The organism is Pleomorphomonas koreensis DSM 23070, from assembly GCF_000425185.1.
In the GTDB taxonomy this organism is placed as follows: domain Bacteria; phylum Pseudomonadota; class Alphaproteobacteria; order Rhizobiales; family Pleomorphomonadaceae; genus Pleomorphomonas; species Pleomorphomonas koreensis.
Window position 1 is genome coordinate 81,897 of sequence record NZ_AULH01000019.1, and the last position, 14,992, is coordinate 96,888.

The following is a 14,992-nucleotide window of genomic DNA, read 5'->3' on the forward strand; positions in this document are numbered from 1 at the left end:
GCGAGCAGTTCCGGCCGGTTGCGAAGACTCCGGAAGGTTATCTTACCGATCCAGGCTCGCGCCTCTCAGGCGGCGGGAGATTTCCTGTTCTTGTCCGCGATCCGGCCCGGCACCAGAATGTGAAAATATTTGTAAACAATACCGCATGCGAAGCTGGCTTGATTTGAGATCAGCACGACAAACGTGAATAGAATTGAATTCAGGAAACCGTAACTTCCTGCTCCGCAAAAAGTCAGGCATAGTCCGAATAGGATGAACAAGTTCAGTATGAACAGATGGATCCCGAAATAGAGAGCAACAAGGGCGCCGCTTATCGTCGAATACAGATAAATAGCCGACAGGAATTCCATCACCATCCCCTATGCCTTGGTGCTGTATCTGCTCGCATAGAGGTAAAATAACCGATTCTGTTGTGCCGCGCAATGTGAGGATGGCGGTTTTTGTGCTGCTGGCCTGCCCCATATCTCAGTAGTTATTGTGAAAAATTCTTGCTAATTGAGATGTAACGCGCAGGGGGGTGCAACTTAGTTTCGGTATTTAAACCGCTTTCTTGCAGTCTACCCGTATTATATGAATCGCCATCATGGCGGATATTTTGGATAGAATAGAAAAGAAGCTTAAAGATGTAGGGCTTTCTGCTTCCGCAGCCTCGCTGGCGGCCGGTTTGAGCAAGGATGCCATCAGAAATATTAGGCGCGCGAAGTCGCAAGGCATAGACGTCGGCGTCAACATCCGCACCGTCGAAGCGCTGGCGCCCGTCCTCAAGACGTCGAAAGCCTGGCTGCTGGGGGAAGACGATTCGCCTGAGGAACGTTTCGACGGCGGCATTCCGCTGTTCGGCATCGAGGAACTGCCGGACCGGCGGCCGGAGATCCTGGCCGGGAGGGCCGATGCCGCCAGAGGCGCCCGAAACGTCCATCTTCCTCGCGTGACGGGGGCCGTCGTGGCGATCAGGCTCGCCGATCACTCGATGAGCCAGATCATTCCCAAGGACAGCATCGTCCTGGTCGACCTCTTCAGGGTGGCGCGGGAGGGGCGCGCCGTCTATGTCCTGGCGACGGGGGACGGCGGGGTGGTGCTGCGGATGTACGAGGACAATCCCGGCCGTTTCGTGCCGGCCTCGGTGGTTCCGGGCTTCCAATCCTATTTCGACCTCGACACGGTCGAGGTGATTGGCCGGGCGGTGGCGACCTTCAGGGAACTGTAGAACGCATCGCCGTTCACCGGGCGGGCGGGGAAGCCGGAGCGGCGGCCGCCGCCACCAGTTCGGCGTCGATGCCGGCGATCAGCGCCACGATGTTGGCGGTGTTGCGGCCCATGTCGTAATAGCCGATCTGGCTGCGCGAGTAGACATAGAGCAGCGAGCCGCCGCCGCGGGCCGGCGCCACCAGCACCGACAGCGTCGAGGGCGTGCGCAGCACCGGCGAGAAGACGATCGCCCGGAGGCGAGTGCTCACCGGGTTGGCGCCCACCACCTGCACCTTGCCCGGTAGATGCTTGACCACCTTTTCGACCACCGCGAACAGGGCGGCCGGCGGCAGGTCGTAACGGCGCGTCTCGATGTCGGGGATGCCCTTCTGGCAGTCGTCGGCCGGGCAGGCGAGGGTGTCGTTCAGCTTGCCGGTGCGCGAGGGCATGGCGAAATCATAGGGGCCGAGATCGGGAGAGCCGAACACCGCTTCCCAGCTCTCCTCCCGGCCGTAGGTGTTGAACGCGAGCACCAGGAGCAGGAACGCCCCCGCAAGGGCCGCGAGCACCAGACCGAGGAAACGCAAGGGGGACATGGGATACCGGGGTTACGAGCGCGAGCGATCCCAGCTTTTAACCCGATTGAACAGGGCGCGCCAGAGGTCGGCCGATACCGCGAGCCAGCCGGCCAGCACCGCCATGACGACGATCGCCGACAGGCTGCCGGATGCGCCGGCCGGCGGCTCGATAAAATAGCTGGTGTCGCGCGGCGGCGCAGCTGTGAAGGTGTGAGCCCTGCCGGCCGGCTGGACCGTCTCGACCGAGAAGGCGGCGGGGGTGATCTCGGCGGCCCGCGTCGGCGTCAGGCTGGCGAACAGCAGCGTCACCATCAGAGCCAGCGTGGCGGCGACGACGATGACGATCGAGGCGCCGGCGCCGACCGACAGCTCGTGGTGGCGTCCGGTCCTGGTGTCGAAGGGGGTATCGTCGATCCTGTCGGTCATCGCTCTCGTCCTTGCCGTTTCGGCGCCGCGCCGGTCGTCATCGTCGGCGGCGTCCGATGGGCTGAGGTATGCCGGGCGAATGGGCCGTGCCGATGCCGGGATTGAGGTGGGTGACGGGAGATGTCGTGGCGATTTCGTGGCGCGGTTAACACTTCCCCGGTGGAGCGCTGGTGGAGAAGCCGGCATTATCCGGAATTCTCCATTGTCTCAATGGCTTGCCAGATGCCAATGCACTGGTTCGGTTAATGCCGCGTAAATGGCGGCTGCCGTATTTTCGGCTTCGCCCCATCAAAAAAGGGACCGGAGTTGCCTCCGGTCCCCCTCGGCTGATGCCGATGCGCGGTTGCTTAGGACAGCGATGCCGAAAAGCGCTGGATGCGCACGCAGGCTTCTTCGAGATCCTTGGTGGCGGTGGCGTAGGAGATGCGGAAGTTGGGGCCGAGGCCGAAGGCCGAGCCCTGCACCACCGCGACGCCTTCCTGCTCCAGCAGCTCGGTGACGAAGTCGTCGTCGGAGGCGATCACCTTGCCGGCGGCCGTCTTCTTGCCGATCAGCCCGGCGCAGGACGGATAGACGTAGAAGGCGCCTTCCGGCGTCGGGCAGTGGATGCCGCGCGCCTGGTTGAGCATGGACACCACGAGGTCGCGGCGCTCCTTGAACACCTTGTTGTTCTCGGCGATGAAGTGCTGCGGGCCGGTCAGGGCCTCCAGCGCCGCATACTGCGAGATCGACGAGGGGTTGGAGGTCGACTGCGACTGGATGGTGGCGATGGCCTTGATCAGTTCGGCCGGGCCGCCGGCATAGCCGATGCGCCAGCCGGTCATGCAATAGGCCTTGGAGACGCCGTTGACGGTCAGCGTGCGCGACATCAGCGACGGCTCGATCTCTGCCGGCGTCGTGAACACGAAGTCGTCGTAGACGAGGTGCTCATACATGTCGTCGGTCATGATCCAGACGTGCGGATGGCGGACCAGCACGTCGGTCAGCGCCTTCAGCTCGTCACGGGTATAGGCGGCGCCCGACGGGTTGGACGGCGAGTTGAAGATGAACCACTTCGTCTTCGGGGTGATCGCCTTCTCCAGCGCCTCGGCGGTGAGCTTGAAGTTGGTTTCGATCGTTGCCTCGACGAAGGTCGGCGTGCCGCCGGCGAGCAGCACCATGTCCGGATAGCTCACCCAGTAGGGGGCGGCGATCAGCACCTCGTCGCCGGGGTTCAGCGTCGCCATCAGCGCGTTGTAGAGCACCTGCTTGCCGCCGGTGCCGACGGTGATCTCGGCCGGCTTGTAGACAAGGCCGTTCTCGCGCTTGAACTTGAGGGCGATTGCCGCCTTCAGTTCGGGAATGCCGTCGACCGCCGTGTATTTCGTCTTGCCGTCGCGGATCGCCTTGATCGCCGCTTCCTTGATGTTGTCCGGCGTATCGAAATCCGGCTCGCCGGCCCCGAGGCCGATGACGTCACGACCGGCGGCCTTCAGCTCGCGGGCCTTGTTGGTGACGGCGATGGTGGCGGACGGCTTCACGCGGGCAAGCGACTGGGCAAGGAAAGACATGAATGGCGTCTCCGAACGCTGGAGTGGTCAATCGTATCGGTTTAAATACGATGTTCCTGCTCTATTGCGGCGCGCGGCCTCACGCAAGGTCAAACCGCATGTCGCGTGTGCGGTACGGCCATGCGGAGACGGAATCGGCTGTCGTTCAGGTTTCGGAGGCGCCGGCGAGGCGCGACGCCAACCGCTGGGCCAGTCTGTCGGCGTCCCGGAGGTCGGTGACATCGATGACGGGCACGTCGAGCCTGACGGCCGCCTCGGCGAGGGCATCGTTCTCGCGCAGCGAGCGTTCCGTGAACTTGTCGATGGCAAGCCTCATCGGCTCGCCTTGGCGGGCGTAGCCGCTGCCCTGCCGGATTCTGGCGCGCAGCACGTCGGTCTCGACGCGAAGGCAGACGGCCAGGGCATCGCCGAACGGCCAGCCGGCAAGATACTCGGGCCGCAAGGCGGCGCCCTCCAGGACGAAGCCCCGGCCCGCCTCGCGCAGGGCCGTTATCCTGGCGCCGATCAGCGGCCGCATGTTTTCGTGGTGCACCTTCAGGAACCAGTGAACCGCGTCATCCGACAGGCGATGATAGAATTCCAGCACCGCATCGGGCACGCCGGTCCACGGACGGCCGGGATGGCGCCCCAGCGCATCGGTCGACACGACCGGCCAGCCGAGGGCCGAGCCGACGCTGCTCGCGCAGGTCGATTTGCCGACATGCGAGGTTCCGATCAGCAGCAAGCCACCCGGTTCAGGCGTCATGGCAATGGTTCCGCGGTTCCGAACTGGCCTTCTTGCCGGGCTCCGGGAAACGGCCGGCGCTCCGGCTTCCCTAGTCTGCAAATGGCCGTGGAGGAAGACAAAAAAAAGCCGGGCACCAGGCCCGGCTGTCAGTTTTGGAATGCGGATCGCAGGGACGATACCGCACCTTCCAGAGGGGAACAGCTGAAGATTCGCTTTCGCCGGGAGGATGGCGAGGGAACCAACACATCAGCTAAGGTCTATATGCACCCGGGGTCGGTGCAAAACAAGCAGGCAATCTGCAAATCTGCTATGCAATATCCCGGTTAAATTGCCCAAACCGTAACATCACCGTGAAGCATTGACGATTCATCGGTGTTTTCCGCTACGGGAAAACGCAGTCTTGGCAAAAACATCGGCCGATGCTTTGCCGGCTCAGGGATCGTCCGGAAATTGGCGTCCGGTGAGCGGCGCCAGATCGCTGCCGATGCGGAGTTGGAAGCGGTCCCTCAATAGGACCAGCGCTGCGCCTTGGACACCAGGAAATCGCGGAAGGCATGCACGCGCGCCGAATTCCTGAGTTCGTCGGGATAGACGAAGTAGGTGTCGTAGGACAGGAGGTCGACCTCGGGGATCAGCTGTTGCAGGCCGGAATCCTCCTCGACCAGATAGTCGGGCAAGAGCGCGATGCCGACGCCGCGCTGCACCGAATGCTTGATGGCGACGAGATTGTTGACGCGCAGCGCCGGCAGGCGCGGATTGTCGTAGGGCCGGCCGACCGACTCCAGCCAGTTCATGTCCCTGAGATAGTTGGGCGCGGCGACGCCGAAGGTGATGATGCGGTGCTGGTCCAGTTCCTCGATGGTCTTCGGGCTGCCGAAGCGCTTGATGTAGGCCGGCGAGGCGAACAGGTGGAAATGCACCGTGAACAGCTTGCGCTGGATCAGGTCGGGCTGCGTCGGCTGGCGCAGGCGGATGGCCACGTCGGCCTGACGCATGGCGAGGTCGAGTTCGTCGTCGTTGAGGATCAGCTGCAGCTGCACGTCGGGGTAGAGGTCGACGAACTCGTCGACGCGCGAGGTCAGCCAGGTTGAGCCGATGCCGACGGTGGTGGTGACGCGCAGCGAGCCGGACGGCCGCTCGCGGCTGTCGGTCAGCCGGCCCTGCACGTCTTCGAGCTTCAGCATGACGTCATGGGCGGCGCGGTAGAGCAACTCGCCCTGCTCGGTGAGGATCAGGCCACGGGCATGGCGGTGGAACAGCGGTACGCCGAGGTCCTGCTCCAGGGCGCTGACCTGGCGGCTGACGGCGGACTGGCTCATGTTCAGGCTGTCGCCGGCGTGGGTGAAGCTCCCGGCATGGGCGGCGGCATGGAATATTCTGAGCTTGTCCCAATCCATCGCTATCCCCTTTGCCGCCCCCGTCGTTGCCGGTGGCCGCCCGTCCGGCGCGCCGCCCGCTTCTCACAGCATCCGTCCGAAACGTGAAGCACCTTTCGGACGGATGCCGGTTTTCTGTTTGCCGCATCCGCATGGCCGAAAAGTGAAACGCTTTTCGGGCGGGTGCTCTAGGTTCGACGCTTCCACGCTCCGGCGCAAGTCCTGAATCGCGCGTTGCGCCAGTTGGTTACGCAACCTTTGTATCAGTCTCGACGACGGTAAGATAGCGTTCGGCCTCCAGCGCCGCCATGCAACCCATTCCCGCCGCCGTCACCGCCTGGCGGAAGTGCTCGTCGGTGACGTCGCCGGCCGCGAACACGCCGGGTACCGACGTAGCCGTCGAATCGGGCGCCGTCCAGATGTAGCCGGACGGCTTCAGCTGAACCTGCCCGGCGAACAGCGACACGGCCGGCGCGTGGCCGATGGCGACGAACAGGCCGTCGGCGGCGACGTCGCGCGTTTCGCCGGTCAGCGTGCTCCGCAGGCGGACGCCGGTCACCGACGGCGGGAAGCCCTCGGTGCCCAGCACCTCGTCGACGACGCTGTTCCAGATCACCTCGACCTTCGGGTTGGCGAACAGCCGCTGCTGCATCACCCGTTCGGCGCGGAATGCTTCGCGGCGGTGCACAAGCGTCACCTTGTCGGCGTGGTGGGTGAGGTAGAGCGCCTCCTCGACGGCGGTGTTGCCGCCGCCGACCACCACCACATGCTTGCCGCGATAGAAGAAGCCGTCGCAGGTGGCGCAGGCCGACACGCCGAAGCCCTGGAACTTCTGCTCCGACGGCAGGCCGAGCCAGCGCGCCTGGGCACCGGTGGCGATGACGATGGTGTCGGCCGAATAGGTATCGCCCGAATCGCAGGCCAGCGCGAACGGCCGGCGCGACAGGTCGACCGAGGTGACGATGTCGGTGACCAGGCGGGTGCCCATGTGCTCGGCCTGGGCGCGCATCTGCTCCATCAGCCACGGTCCCTGGATGGCCTCGGCGAAACCGGGATAGTTCTCGACGTCGGTGGTGATGGTGAGCTGGCCGCCCTGCTGCAGGCCGGCGATCAGCACGGGTTCGAGCATGGCGCGGGCGGCATAGATGGCGGCGGTGTAGCCGGCCGGGCCGGAGCCGATGATCAGGACCTTGGCGTGGGTGTGCGTCATGCTCGTCTCGTTTCTCGAAATCCGGGCGCCGGCTCCGCCATCAAGGCGGCCGGCGTCCCGGTCAAGTGGATGGTAGGGGCCCGGCTCCGCGGTTTCAAGGCGGCGGGGGGAAGCCCACACTTTAATAAGTGTTCGTGCAGCCGAAAGATGCTTTCGTCCGGACGACCGGAACGGTATGTTCCCGGCCGGCAGGCGCGTGGATCCTGCCGGTTCGTGGAGGCACGACATGAAGGCCCGACTCGATGCCATCGACTGGAAGATCCTGCGCGAGCTGCAAGCCGACGGCCGCATGACCAACGTCGAGCTGGCGAGCCGCGTCGGCATCTCGGCGCCGCCCTGCCTGAGGCGCGTGCGCGCGCTGGAGGAGGCCGGCGTCATCCAGGGCTACCGGGCGCTGATCGACGAGAAGACGCTCGGCTTCGACGTGACGCTGTTCGCCTTCATCTCGCTCGCCTCGCAGTCGGAGGCGGAGATCGTCGCCTTCGAGGCGCGGGTGAAGAACTGGCCGCTGGTGCGCGAGAGCTGGATGCAGTCGGGCGAGATCGACTTCATCCTGAAGTGTGTCGCTCCCGACCTCAAGACGTGCCAGAACTTCGTCATCGAGCAACTGACGGCGACGCCCAACGTCGGCCAGGTGCGGACCAGCCTGACGCTCCGGCAGATCAAGAACGAGCCGGTGGTGGTCTAGAGCAATTCCGGCGAAAGCGGGAACCGGCTTGCGCCGGACACGCTCCGGACGTTGACAGGCGCCGCCGGGCGTAGCATTTCCCGGCCGACCCGGTGCCGATCGCCGGCCAGACGTGGAGTTTCGACTTGGATTTCCTGAAGGGCCGGCTCGACGGCTTCACCGGACCGGAGCAGAAGCTCGGGCCGCTGGTGCGGCTTTTCCGCGCCAACTTCCGACCCTATGCGCGGCGCTATGCCTTCGCGGTGGTGATGATGGTGATCGCCGCGCTGGCGACGGCGGCAAGCGCCTACATCATCCGGGAGATCATCAACAAGATCTTCATTCAGAAGAACGAGGGGCTGGTGTTCACCATCGCCGGCGTCATCGTTCTCATCTATCTCGTCAAGGGCTTCGCCACCTATTTCTCGTCGGTGACGCTGACCAAGATCGGCAACAGCATGGTCGCCCGGCTGCAGCGGCAGCTCTACGACGCCGTGCTGAAGCAGGACATCTCCTTCTTCCAGCGTCATGCCCTCGGCGACATCGTGGTGCGCATCTCGCAGAACGCGGCGGCGGCACGGTCGGCGATCGACCTGATCGTGATGAGCCTCGGCCGCGACCTGTTTACGCTGATATCGCTGGTCGCCGTCATGGTGGTGCAGAACCCGTTGATGTCGCTGTTGTCGCTGGTGATCGCGCCGGTCGCCATCTACGGCATCACCCACCTGCTCGGCAAGGTGCGGACGGCGGCGCGCAAGGAGGTGGTGACGCTCGCCCAGATCATCACCATCGTGCAGGAAAGCGTGCAGGGCATCCGCGTCGTCAAGTCCTTCGGCCTGGAGGACCGGCTGCGCCGGAGCTTCGAGGCGGCGACGATCAACGTCGAGCAGCTTTCCAACCGCATCGCCACGCTGAGCGCCCGTTCGAGCCCGCTGATGGAGACGCTCGGCGGCTTCGCCATCGCCTTCGTGGTAATGTTCGGTGGCTACCAGATCGTCCACTACAATGCCGACCCCGGCGCTTTCTTCTCCTTCATCACCGCGCTGCTCCTGGCCTACGAGCCGGCCAAGCGCCTTGCCCGCTTCAATCTCGACCTGGAGAAGTCGCTGGTCGGCGTGCGCATGATGTACGAGGTGCTCGACCTCGTGCCGGTGCTGCAATCGGCGCCCGACGCCGTGGAAGCCAGGTTCGACAGCGCCACCGTGACCCTCGACCGCGTCGATTTCGCCTATGGCGAGGCGCCGGTGCTGCGCGGCCTCAGCCTGACGGCGCCGGAAAATTCGGTGGTGGCGCTGGTCGGGCCGTCGGGGGCGGGCAAGTCGACGGTGTTTTCGCTGGTCGAGCGCTTCTACGATCCGACTGGCGGCGCCGTGCTGATCAACGGCACCGACATCCGCCGCTTCACCGTCGACTCGCTGCGCCGGCACGTGGCGCTGGTGACGCAGGACACCTTCCTGTTCGACGGCACGGTGGCCGCCAACATCGCCGACGGCCGACCGGGCGCCAGCCGCGCCGAAATCGAGGCCGCGGCGCGCGACGCCAACGCCTACGACTTCATCATGGCCATGCCCGACGGCTTCGAATCGCGCGTCGGCGAAGGCGGCGGCAACCTTTCCGGCGGCCAGCGCCAGCGCATCGCCATCGCCCGCGCCATCCTGCGGCAGGCGCCGATCCTGCTGCTCGACGAAGCGACCTCGGCGCTCGACGCCCAGGCCGAACGCGACATCCAGGAAGCGCTCGGCCGCCTGATGCAGGGCCGCACCACCTTCGTCATCGCCCATCGGCTTGCCACGGTGCGCGATGCGGATATCATCTACGTGATGGACAAGGGCGAGGTGGTGCAAAAGGGCACGCACGAGGAGCTGATGGCGGAAGGCGGGCTTTACGCGCACCTGAGGGCGCTGCAGTTCAGGGAGGGAGGGGAGGGGGGGTAATGGTAGTGTCTCCATCTACCGGAATGACGCTTTCGGGCTGGTCGCCCGAAACACCATACTACCCCGTCGCCGATCTTCGACATGCCGCCTCGACTGGTTCAGGCAAAGCATGGAGCGTTCCTGCTCGCAGCCGTTACTGTTCCGGTGCATCCATGAGGAAGTCGAAGGACAGCGGTGTGCCCCGCTTGACGTCGCATCGCACCCGACGACCGAGTACCATATCGAAGTGGCGTGGCGCCAAGCCAAGGCCGGGGCGGATGGCACGGACATTCCTGTCGGTCAGCGTGTCGCCCGCCCTGATGTCCTCGCATACATACAGGGAGCGGCGAAATACCAGCGAGTCTTTTTCCGTTCCGCTCGTACCATAGCGAACCACACCGAGCGCCAAGCGAGCACGTTCGGTTTCGATTACCAGTCTCTCGAGTTCCTCGGGCTCCAGCGAGAAGGCCGAGTCAACTCCTCCATCCGAACGGGACAGAGTAAAATGCTTCTCGATCACCGTGGCGCCGACGGCCACGGCCGCCACGGCCACACCGCAGCCCATTGTGTGATCAGACAAACCGACTTCGCAGCCGAACATTTCACGGAGATGGGGAATGGTCAAAATGTTGCTGTTTTCCGGCGTTGCCGGGTAAGTACTGGTGCATTTGAGGAGCATCAGGTCACGGCAGCCGGCGGCGCGCGCCGTTGATACCATCAGTTCGAGATCGGCTAGCGAGGCCATGCCGGTCGAGATGACGAGGGGCTTGCCGGTAGCGGCTGCCTTGCGGATTAGTGCAACATCGGTGTTCTCAAAGGAGGCGATCTTGTAGCAGGGGACGTCAAGGCTTTCGAGGAAGTCAACCGACGAAGCGTCAAACGGCGTCGAGAAAGCAATCATTCCACGCGACTTCGCCCGTTCAATCAATGGCTTATGCCATTCCCACGGAGTGTGGGCCTCCTCATAGAGATCGTAGAGCGAGCGCCCTGACCACAGGCTTCCCGGGTCGGAGATCACAAACTCCCGCTCCCGTAGATCGAGCGTCATGGTGTCGGCCGTATAGGTCTGTAGCTTGATTGCCTGAACTCCCGAGGACGCAGCGGCGTCGACGATGGCTAGCGCGCGCTCCAACGACTGGTTGTGATTCCCTGACATCTCAGCGATGATGAAGGGGCGGTGTTCCCGGCTGATCTCGAAATGACCAATCTTCACAAGCGCTATCCTGCTGTTTGCTTTGACTGAGGCAGGCCTTCGGGGATAAGCCGTAAGGCCTTGAGCGATATTAAGGCCGATTGTGCCCGATACCAACCCCTGATCAAACGGCCTGATGAGTAGGGAAGACGACGTTTCTTCCCGGATCTGGCGTTAATGCCCGGGCCTAGAAGGTCCTCTGTCTGAGGAAGCCTTTGCCCTATGGCCTCGGAGCGGCATCCAATCTGATTGCTTCGATGAAGCGCTTCGTGCCGAGGCCATCGCACAAGGCGGCAGCGTTGCTGCTCATACGACGCATCGCCTCAGGCGACCGGGAAAGCGTCTGAATCATTTCGCCAAGTTTGCCTTCATAATCATTGGTCAGTCTGACCGCACGAGCAGCACCCGCTTCTACCAGTGCATCCACGGTTCTCGTCTGATTGGAAGCCAAGGCCGAAACGATCGAGGGAAGGCCCAGGCAGCATCGCTCCCACGACGTGGTTCCTCCCGCACCTAAGGCGAGGTCGGCGTCCAGCATACGCCTGGCCATATTCGGATCGTCAACCAGCACTTCCACTAGAAACGGCAGCTTGGTGGACACATCGCGAACGGCTTGGAGATGAGGCGAATGGCCGCCCATGACAGCACAAACCCTTATTGTCTCTCCAAGGCCGCAGTTGGCCAAGGCGGCCAAGGCACGCGAGGTCACGCCGAGAGCATCGATACCTCCCATGGTGATGAGAATGGATGTCAGGTCTCCTTTTGTCCGGCGCGCAATCGAAGCTTCGCGGAGTTGCCCGAATTCGGGACGCAACAATGCCCACCGCGTTCCCGCAAGAACCGTCGTTCCCTGGGAAACGAGACCCTCATAATCGCCCGCCTCGCGGCCAGCATTCTGATCGAGCAAAATGTCACAAGCGTGGGGCCTGTCAGCCAGGTCATCGACAACCGCAAGACAAGGGATCACATCGCGCAACAACGCCTCAAAGCGGCGATCCAGACCATAGTGATCTATAATTGCGAGATGGGTTTGGCCTATTTCGGCGATGATGCGTCGACATGCCTCCGCGTCGTCTTCAGGCCATGCATTTAGCCATGCTGCGTGTGGCGGAGCGTCCGTACACTCGGGATACCCTTTACGTCCAGGGCGAAGCATGTGAACGGCAAAACCGCGCGCGCTAATGAGGTCCCGCAAATGGCCAGGGTGATCGCGGCAGATGAAATGTACCTCTACACCGGCGTCTGAGAGCGCGTTGGCCAGGGTCAGGCAACGCATCACGTGGCCTATACCGATCAAAACGGAAGCATCTGCACGGATGATCGCCCGTCTCACGGCAGAATGCCTCCGGCTTTCAAGACAGAGAATATCAGCTCGGCTCTTTGCCAGTCCTCAGGGGTATCAATATCCTGCACCAGATAGCGGGGTAGCCTGATTGAGATCGAGTTTTCCGTGAACATGGGTAGATCTTGAAGGAATGCGTCTGCCTTCCCCCAATAGAATTGGCCGGCGTCATGATAGGCTTCTTCAAGATCCTGGGATCTCGTGTTCATATGCTCAGGATGGAACATATCAAGGGTGCCATCATCCTTGCGCCGAAGAGCGCGTTGTATCGGATACTCGAAGCCTGTAACCGGCACCACAAACCCATGACCTCGCATGGTCAGCAGTCGGCTCCCCTCTCGCAATGCCTCGACCGTCAGGAGAGGAGCCGTGGCGTAGATGCAGCAAACGTCTTCAAACCGCAAACCCTGACTGCGAAGCGTTGCGATAGCGTGGGCGACAACAGCATCGCTGCTGGACTGATCGTCCGCCAGATCGGCGGGGCGCATGAATGGAACCTCCGCCCCCTCTTGCAAGGCAATTCCGGCTATCTCCTCATCGTCGGTCGAGACCACAATCAGATCGAAGAGCCCCGACCTCTTTGCCGCTTCTATCGACCACCCGATGATAGGGCGACCATGGAAAGGACGGATGTTCTTGCGAGGGATACGCTTGCTACCACCCCGCGCCGGAATAATGGCCAGTTTCATGAGTGCTCCAACCGGAAAGAGGCTTTGTCGGATCAGCAGAGTGCGAGCGCGCTAAAGTTTCGTGGGGTCGCTTGCGCAAGCCGACGGCGGCTTTCGAACATCCAGGGGCGTCGATGCAGGTCATTGACCATCGCTTCTCGCAGCCCCATCCGCTAACTTCTCATCATATTCCTGAAAAATATCGTGAACCACCTTCAAGGCCACTCTGGCATCAGATGGAGACATGGTCTTTCCTACTATTTGCAATGTCGCTGGATACGAAGCGGGCGATAGATACTTCTTGAGAAAGGCAAGAGGTTTCCAGCCATAAGGCTTGTCCAGCAAAGTGAGCAGCTTGAGCTTCCACCCCTTCCGCCGGTCTTTGAAGGTCAATCGTTCAGAGTAGTCACCATGGGCATGCTCGCTAATCCGCCTGGCAATCGCTTCAGCCGCTTTTTCGCCGGCCGTGCCATTTGGAGAGGCACACCAACGCTCTAGATGCGCAGCTCGTTTCGCGGCGATTTCCGAAGGAACCGGCTTGCCAAGCGCTTCGGCGACCATGCCGGGAAGATCGGCCGGATTACGACACTGCACGAGCAAGGGCTGCAGAAGACCATGAGTTACCAGAGGATGCGGCTCCATCGGCAGCTCGATGGTCGGTTTGCCGGCGATCCAGCTCTCCAGAGCCGTCGTGCATCCATCCATCGAGATCTCAACGTCGCAGTTTAGAATAAGATCCGTAATATTCTCATTTCGTGCAATGCGGATACGGGAGCGGATGTCTTCAGGCAGACCCTGAACTTCTTTTTCATAGTAGCTGGCGTCTTCATTCGGATGAGGCCTGAGTATGATTTGGTAGGCGGGATTTTTGGCAATTTCGCTGATATAGAGCGTCAGTTTCTTGCGGTTCTCGTGAAGATGATCGATCAATCCGGTATAGTCAGCTACACTGGGCAAATTCCTGGCCCAGTCTGCAAAGAGTCGATCAGCTTCCTCGCGAGGCAAGTCTTTGTATTTCGCGAATACGTAATTTGTGCAAATCAGTATGTTAGAGGATGTGGTCTTGTTTTTTGCGCCCCGGGTGAAATGGGCTTTATAGGGGTTGAAATATAGGTCGAATCTGGGAATGCCGATGACCTCGACCCTGAGTTCCGGGGTATGCCGGACACTCCGCACGCTTTCCGCCATGGCGTTGTTCCAGCACATGTAAAGATCGACGTGGGCGTCCGAATGAGCTTTCAAAGCGACGAACTCTCGAAAGTCGTCAAGATAGATCAGACCCTCATTTGAAAGTATCGCAACCAGAACGCCCAGCTTCCTCAGCCTGTTGCTGTAGGAGGCAAGATGTGATGCGGCGAGATGGTTGAAAATTATCATGTCCGGCTTGTGGGCTGCCAATACGGCAAAGGTGGCCTCAAGCGGCTCCAGGAACACCTCGATCCCCTTCCTTTCGAGAAGGTGGGCGAGATGTGCGGCAACCATAAGGTCCCGCCGTTTGTTGTCGACCAGGATTACGACTTTTGCCATGCTTATCTTGCTCCCCAAGAGCCGGTGTATTCCGGGATTTCCATCTCTCTATTACTGATTTTCATGGCAATGGCTGATATTACTAGACACTCATATTTTCCTATGTATTTACCGATTTCAATTTTTTGTACATGTGATAAAGAAGTCATCATCGGAAAAGCCGAGATGAGTGTATGTCATCCTGTCTATGACCACATTCGCGAAGGCCGCGAAAAACTTTTGAACGTCCCCTTCCGACAGAAAGAGCATGTCGAGCCCTTCTTCAATAGTGGATGGAGCTTGCGCGGCGAGAGGGGTCAAGGATCGTGTCCCAGGGCGTGGTGTAGCTTCGGCGCTCGCCGTGCCTTCCGGACAGAGCCGGGAACGTGTCAGCTTGCCGCTGGCAGGCTGATGAGCGGATCATCGCTCATCGTGGCGATGGTCTCAAGTGTCATGTAGCGGGACCGCTGGACGGCCCACTCGTCATTTTGTTCGAGCAGCAGCGCCCCGACGAGTCTGACGATTGCGTCATCGTTGGGAAAGATGCCGACGACCTCTGTCCGTCGTTTGATCTCGCCGTTGAGACGTTCGATGGGGTTTGTGCTGTGAAGCTTGGTCCAGTGCTGCCTGGGAAAGGTCATGTAGGCGA

General features: G+C 61.7%; 15 protein-coding genes. 3 read left to right on the plus strand and 12 right to left on the minus strand.

What is annotated here, in order from left to right; genetic code table 11:
• Positions 1 to 65 precede the first annotated feature (65 nt).
• A complete protein-coding gene (locus H512_RS0116405) occupies positions 66 to 350 on the minus strand; it encodes a hypothetical protein (protein ID WP_156899539.1) in 285 nt (94 codons plus the stop codon).
• A gap of 233 nt (positions 351 to 583) precedes the next feature.
• Here H512_RS0116405 and H512_RS25935 point away from each other — a divergent pair, with 233 nt between their 5' ends.
• Positions 584 to 1,207, plus strand: a complete 624-nt coding sequence (locus H512_RS25935) for a S24 family peptidase (RefSeq protein ID WP_156899540.1) — start codon at positions 584 to 586, stop codon at positions 1,205 to 1,207.
• Positions 1,208 to 1,220: 13 nt separating this feature from the next.
• On the opposite strand, the gene H512_RS0116415 is transcribed toward H512_RS25935, so the two are convergent.
• The 6 genes from H512_RS0116415 to trxB all read right to left on the minus strand — a co-directional run bounded on the left by H512_RS0116415 (position 1,221) and on the right by trxB (position 7,055).
• Positions 1,221 to 1,784, minus strand: a complete 564-nt coding sequence (locus tag H512_RS0116415) for a DUF1499 domain-containing protein (protein ID WP_084798549.1) — start codon at positions 1,782 to 1,784, stop codon at positions 1,221 to 1,223.
• A gap of 12 nt (positions 1,785 to 1,796) precedes the next feature.
• Positions 1,797 to 2,192 carry a hypothetical protein gene (locus H512_RS0116420; protein ID WP_026784370.1) on the minus strand — a complete coding sequence of 132 codons (396 nt, stop codon included), beginning with the start codon at positions 2,190 to 2,192 and terminating at the stop codon, positions 1,797 to 1,799.
• A gap of 347 nt (positions 2,193 to 2,539) precedes the next feature.
• Positions 2,540 to 3,742 (minus strand): pyridoxal phosphate-dependent aminotransferase, encoded by a 1,203-nt coding sequence (locus H512_RS0116425; RefSeq protein WP_026784371.1) that lies wholly within the window; start codon positions 3,740 to 3,742, stop codon positions 2,540 to 2,542.
• Positions 3,743 to 3,887: 145 nt separating this feature from the next.
• Positions 3,888 to 4,487 (minus strand): ATP-binding protein, encoded by a 600-nt coding sequence (locus H512_RS0116430; protein ID WP_026784372.1) that lies wholly within the window; start codon positions 4,485 to 4,487, stop codon positions 3,888 to 3,890.
• Positions 4,488 to 4,975: 488 nt separating this feature from the next.
• Positions 4,976 to 5,866 carry a LysR family transcriptional regulator gene (locus H512_RS0116435; RefSeq protein WP_026784373.1) on the minus strand — a complete coding sequence of 297 codons (891 nt, stop codon included), beginning with the start codon at positions 5,864 to 5,866 and terminating at the stop codon, positions 4,976 to 4,978.
• A gap of 226 nt (positions 5,867 to 6,092) precedes the next feature.
• Positions 6,093 to 7,055 carry a thioredoxin-disulfide reductase gene (trxB, locus tag H512_RS0116440; protein WP_026784374.1) on the minus strand — a complete coding sequence of 321 codons (963 nt, stop codon included), beginning with the start codon at positions 7,053 to 7,055 and terminating at the stop codon, positions 6,093 to 6,095.
• A gap of 226 nt (positions 7,056 to 7,281) precedes the next feature.
• On the opposite strand from trxB, the gene H512_RS0116445 reads away from it, so the two are divergent.
• Together H512_RS0116445 and H512_RS0116450 are read left to right on the plus strand one after the other, a co-directional pair.
• On the plus strand, positions 7,282 to 7,743 hold the full coding sequence (locus H512_RS0116445) for an Lrp/AsnC family transcriptional regulator (RefSeq protein ID WP_026784375.1): 462 nt from the start codon (positions 7,282 to 7,284) through the stop codon (positions 7,741 to 7,743).
• Positions 7,744 to 7,868: 125 nt separating this feature from the next.
• Positions 7,869 to 9,656, plus strand: coding sequence for an ABC transporter ATP-binding protein (locus tag H512_RS0116450; RefSeq protein ID WP_026784376.1), 1,788 nt, complete (start codon positions 7,869 to 7,871; stop codon positions 9,654 to 9,656).
• A gap of 133 nt (positions 9,657 to 9,789) precedes the next feature.
• Here H512_RS0116450 and pseI read toward each other — a convergent pair whose 3' ends face one another.
• The 5 genes from pseI to H512_RS0116480 form a co-directional block, all read right to left on the minus strand.
• Positions 9,790 to 10,848, minus strand: coding sequence for a pseudaminic acid synthase (pseI, locus tag H512_RS0116455; protein WP_053239969.1), 1,059 nt, complete (start codon positions 10,846 to 10,848; stop codon positions 9,790 to 9,792).
• Between the two features lie 199 nt (positions 10,849 to 11,047).
• Positions 11,048 to 12,160, minus strand: a complete 1,113-nt coding sequence (gene pseG / locus H512_RS26465) for a UDP-2,4-diacetamido-2,4,6-trideoxy-beta-L-altropyranose hydrolase (protein ID WP_169507170.1) — start codon at positions 12,158 to 12,160, stop codon at positions 11,048 to 11,050.
• On the minus strand, positions 12,157 to 12,858 hold the full coding sequence (pseF, locus tag H512_RS0116465; RefSeq protein WP_026784379.1) for a pseudaminic acid cytidylyltransferase: 702 nt from the start codon (positions 12,856 to 12,858) through the stop codon (positions 12,157 to 12,159). Before pseF ends, pseG begins: the two co-directional genes overlap by 4 nt.
• Before the next feature lie 120 nt (positions 12,859 to 12,978).
• Positions 12,979 to 14,364, minus strand: a complete 1,386-nt coding sequence (locus H512_RS0116470) for a surface carbohydrate biosynthesis protein (protein ID WP_026784380.1) — start codon at positions 14,362 to 14,364, stop codon at positions 12,979 to 12,981.
• Between the two features lie 368 nt (positions 14,365 to 14,732).
• On the minus strand, positions 14,733 to 14,992 hold a 260-nt coding region (locus H512_RS0116480), incomplete at its 5' end, for an IS256 family transposase (RefSeq protein WP_026784381.1).

Excerpts from the sequence above, each read along its gene's own strand:
- trxB (WP_026784374.1), bottom strand. The coding sequence starts at position 7,055 with ATGACGCACACCCACGCCAAGGTCCTGATCATCGGCTCCGGCCCGGCC.
- H512_RS0116470 (WP_026784380.1), bottom strand. The coding sequence starts at position 14,364 with ATGGCAAAAGTCGTAATCCTGGTCGACAACAAACGGCGGGACCTTATG.
- H512_RS25935 (WP_156899540.1), top strand. The coding sequence starts at position 584 with ATGGCGGATATTTTGGATAGAATAGAAAAGAAGCTTAAAGATGTAGGG.
- H512_RS0116420 (WP_026784370.1), bottom strand. The coding sequence starts at position 2,192 with ATGACCGACAGGATCGACGATACCCCCTTCGACACCAGGACCGGACGC.
- H512_RS0116425 (WP_026784371.1), bottom strand. The coding sequence starts at position 3,742 with ATGTCTTTCCTTGCCCAGTCGCTTGCCCGCGTGAAGCCGTCCGCCACC.
- pseF (WP_026784379.1), bottom strand. The coding sequence starts at position 12,858 with ATGAAACTGGCCATTATTCCGGCGCGGGGTGGTAGCAAGCGTATCCCT.
- H512_RS0116405 (WP_156899539.1), bottom strand. The coding sequence starts at position 350 with ATGGAATTCCTGTCGGCTATTTATCTGTATTCGACGATAAGCGGCGCC.
- H512_RS0116445 (WP_026784375.1), top strand. The coding sequence starts at position 7,282 with ATGAAGGCCCGACTCGATGCCATCGACTGGAAGATCCTGCGCGAGCTG.
- H512_RS0116430 (WP_026784372.1), bottom strand. The coding sequence starts at position 4,487 with ATGACGCCTGAACCGGGTGGCTTGCTGCTGATCGGAACCTCGCATGTC.
- H512_RS0116415 (WP_084798549.1), bottom strand. The coding sequence starts at position 1,784 with ATGTCCCCCTTGCGTTTCCTCGGTCTGGTGCTCGCGGCCCTTGCGGGG.
- H512_RS0116435 (WP_026784373.1), bottom strand. The coding sequence starts at position 5,866 with ATGGATTGGGACAAGCTCAGAATATTCCATGCCGCCGCCCATGCCGGG.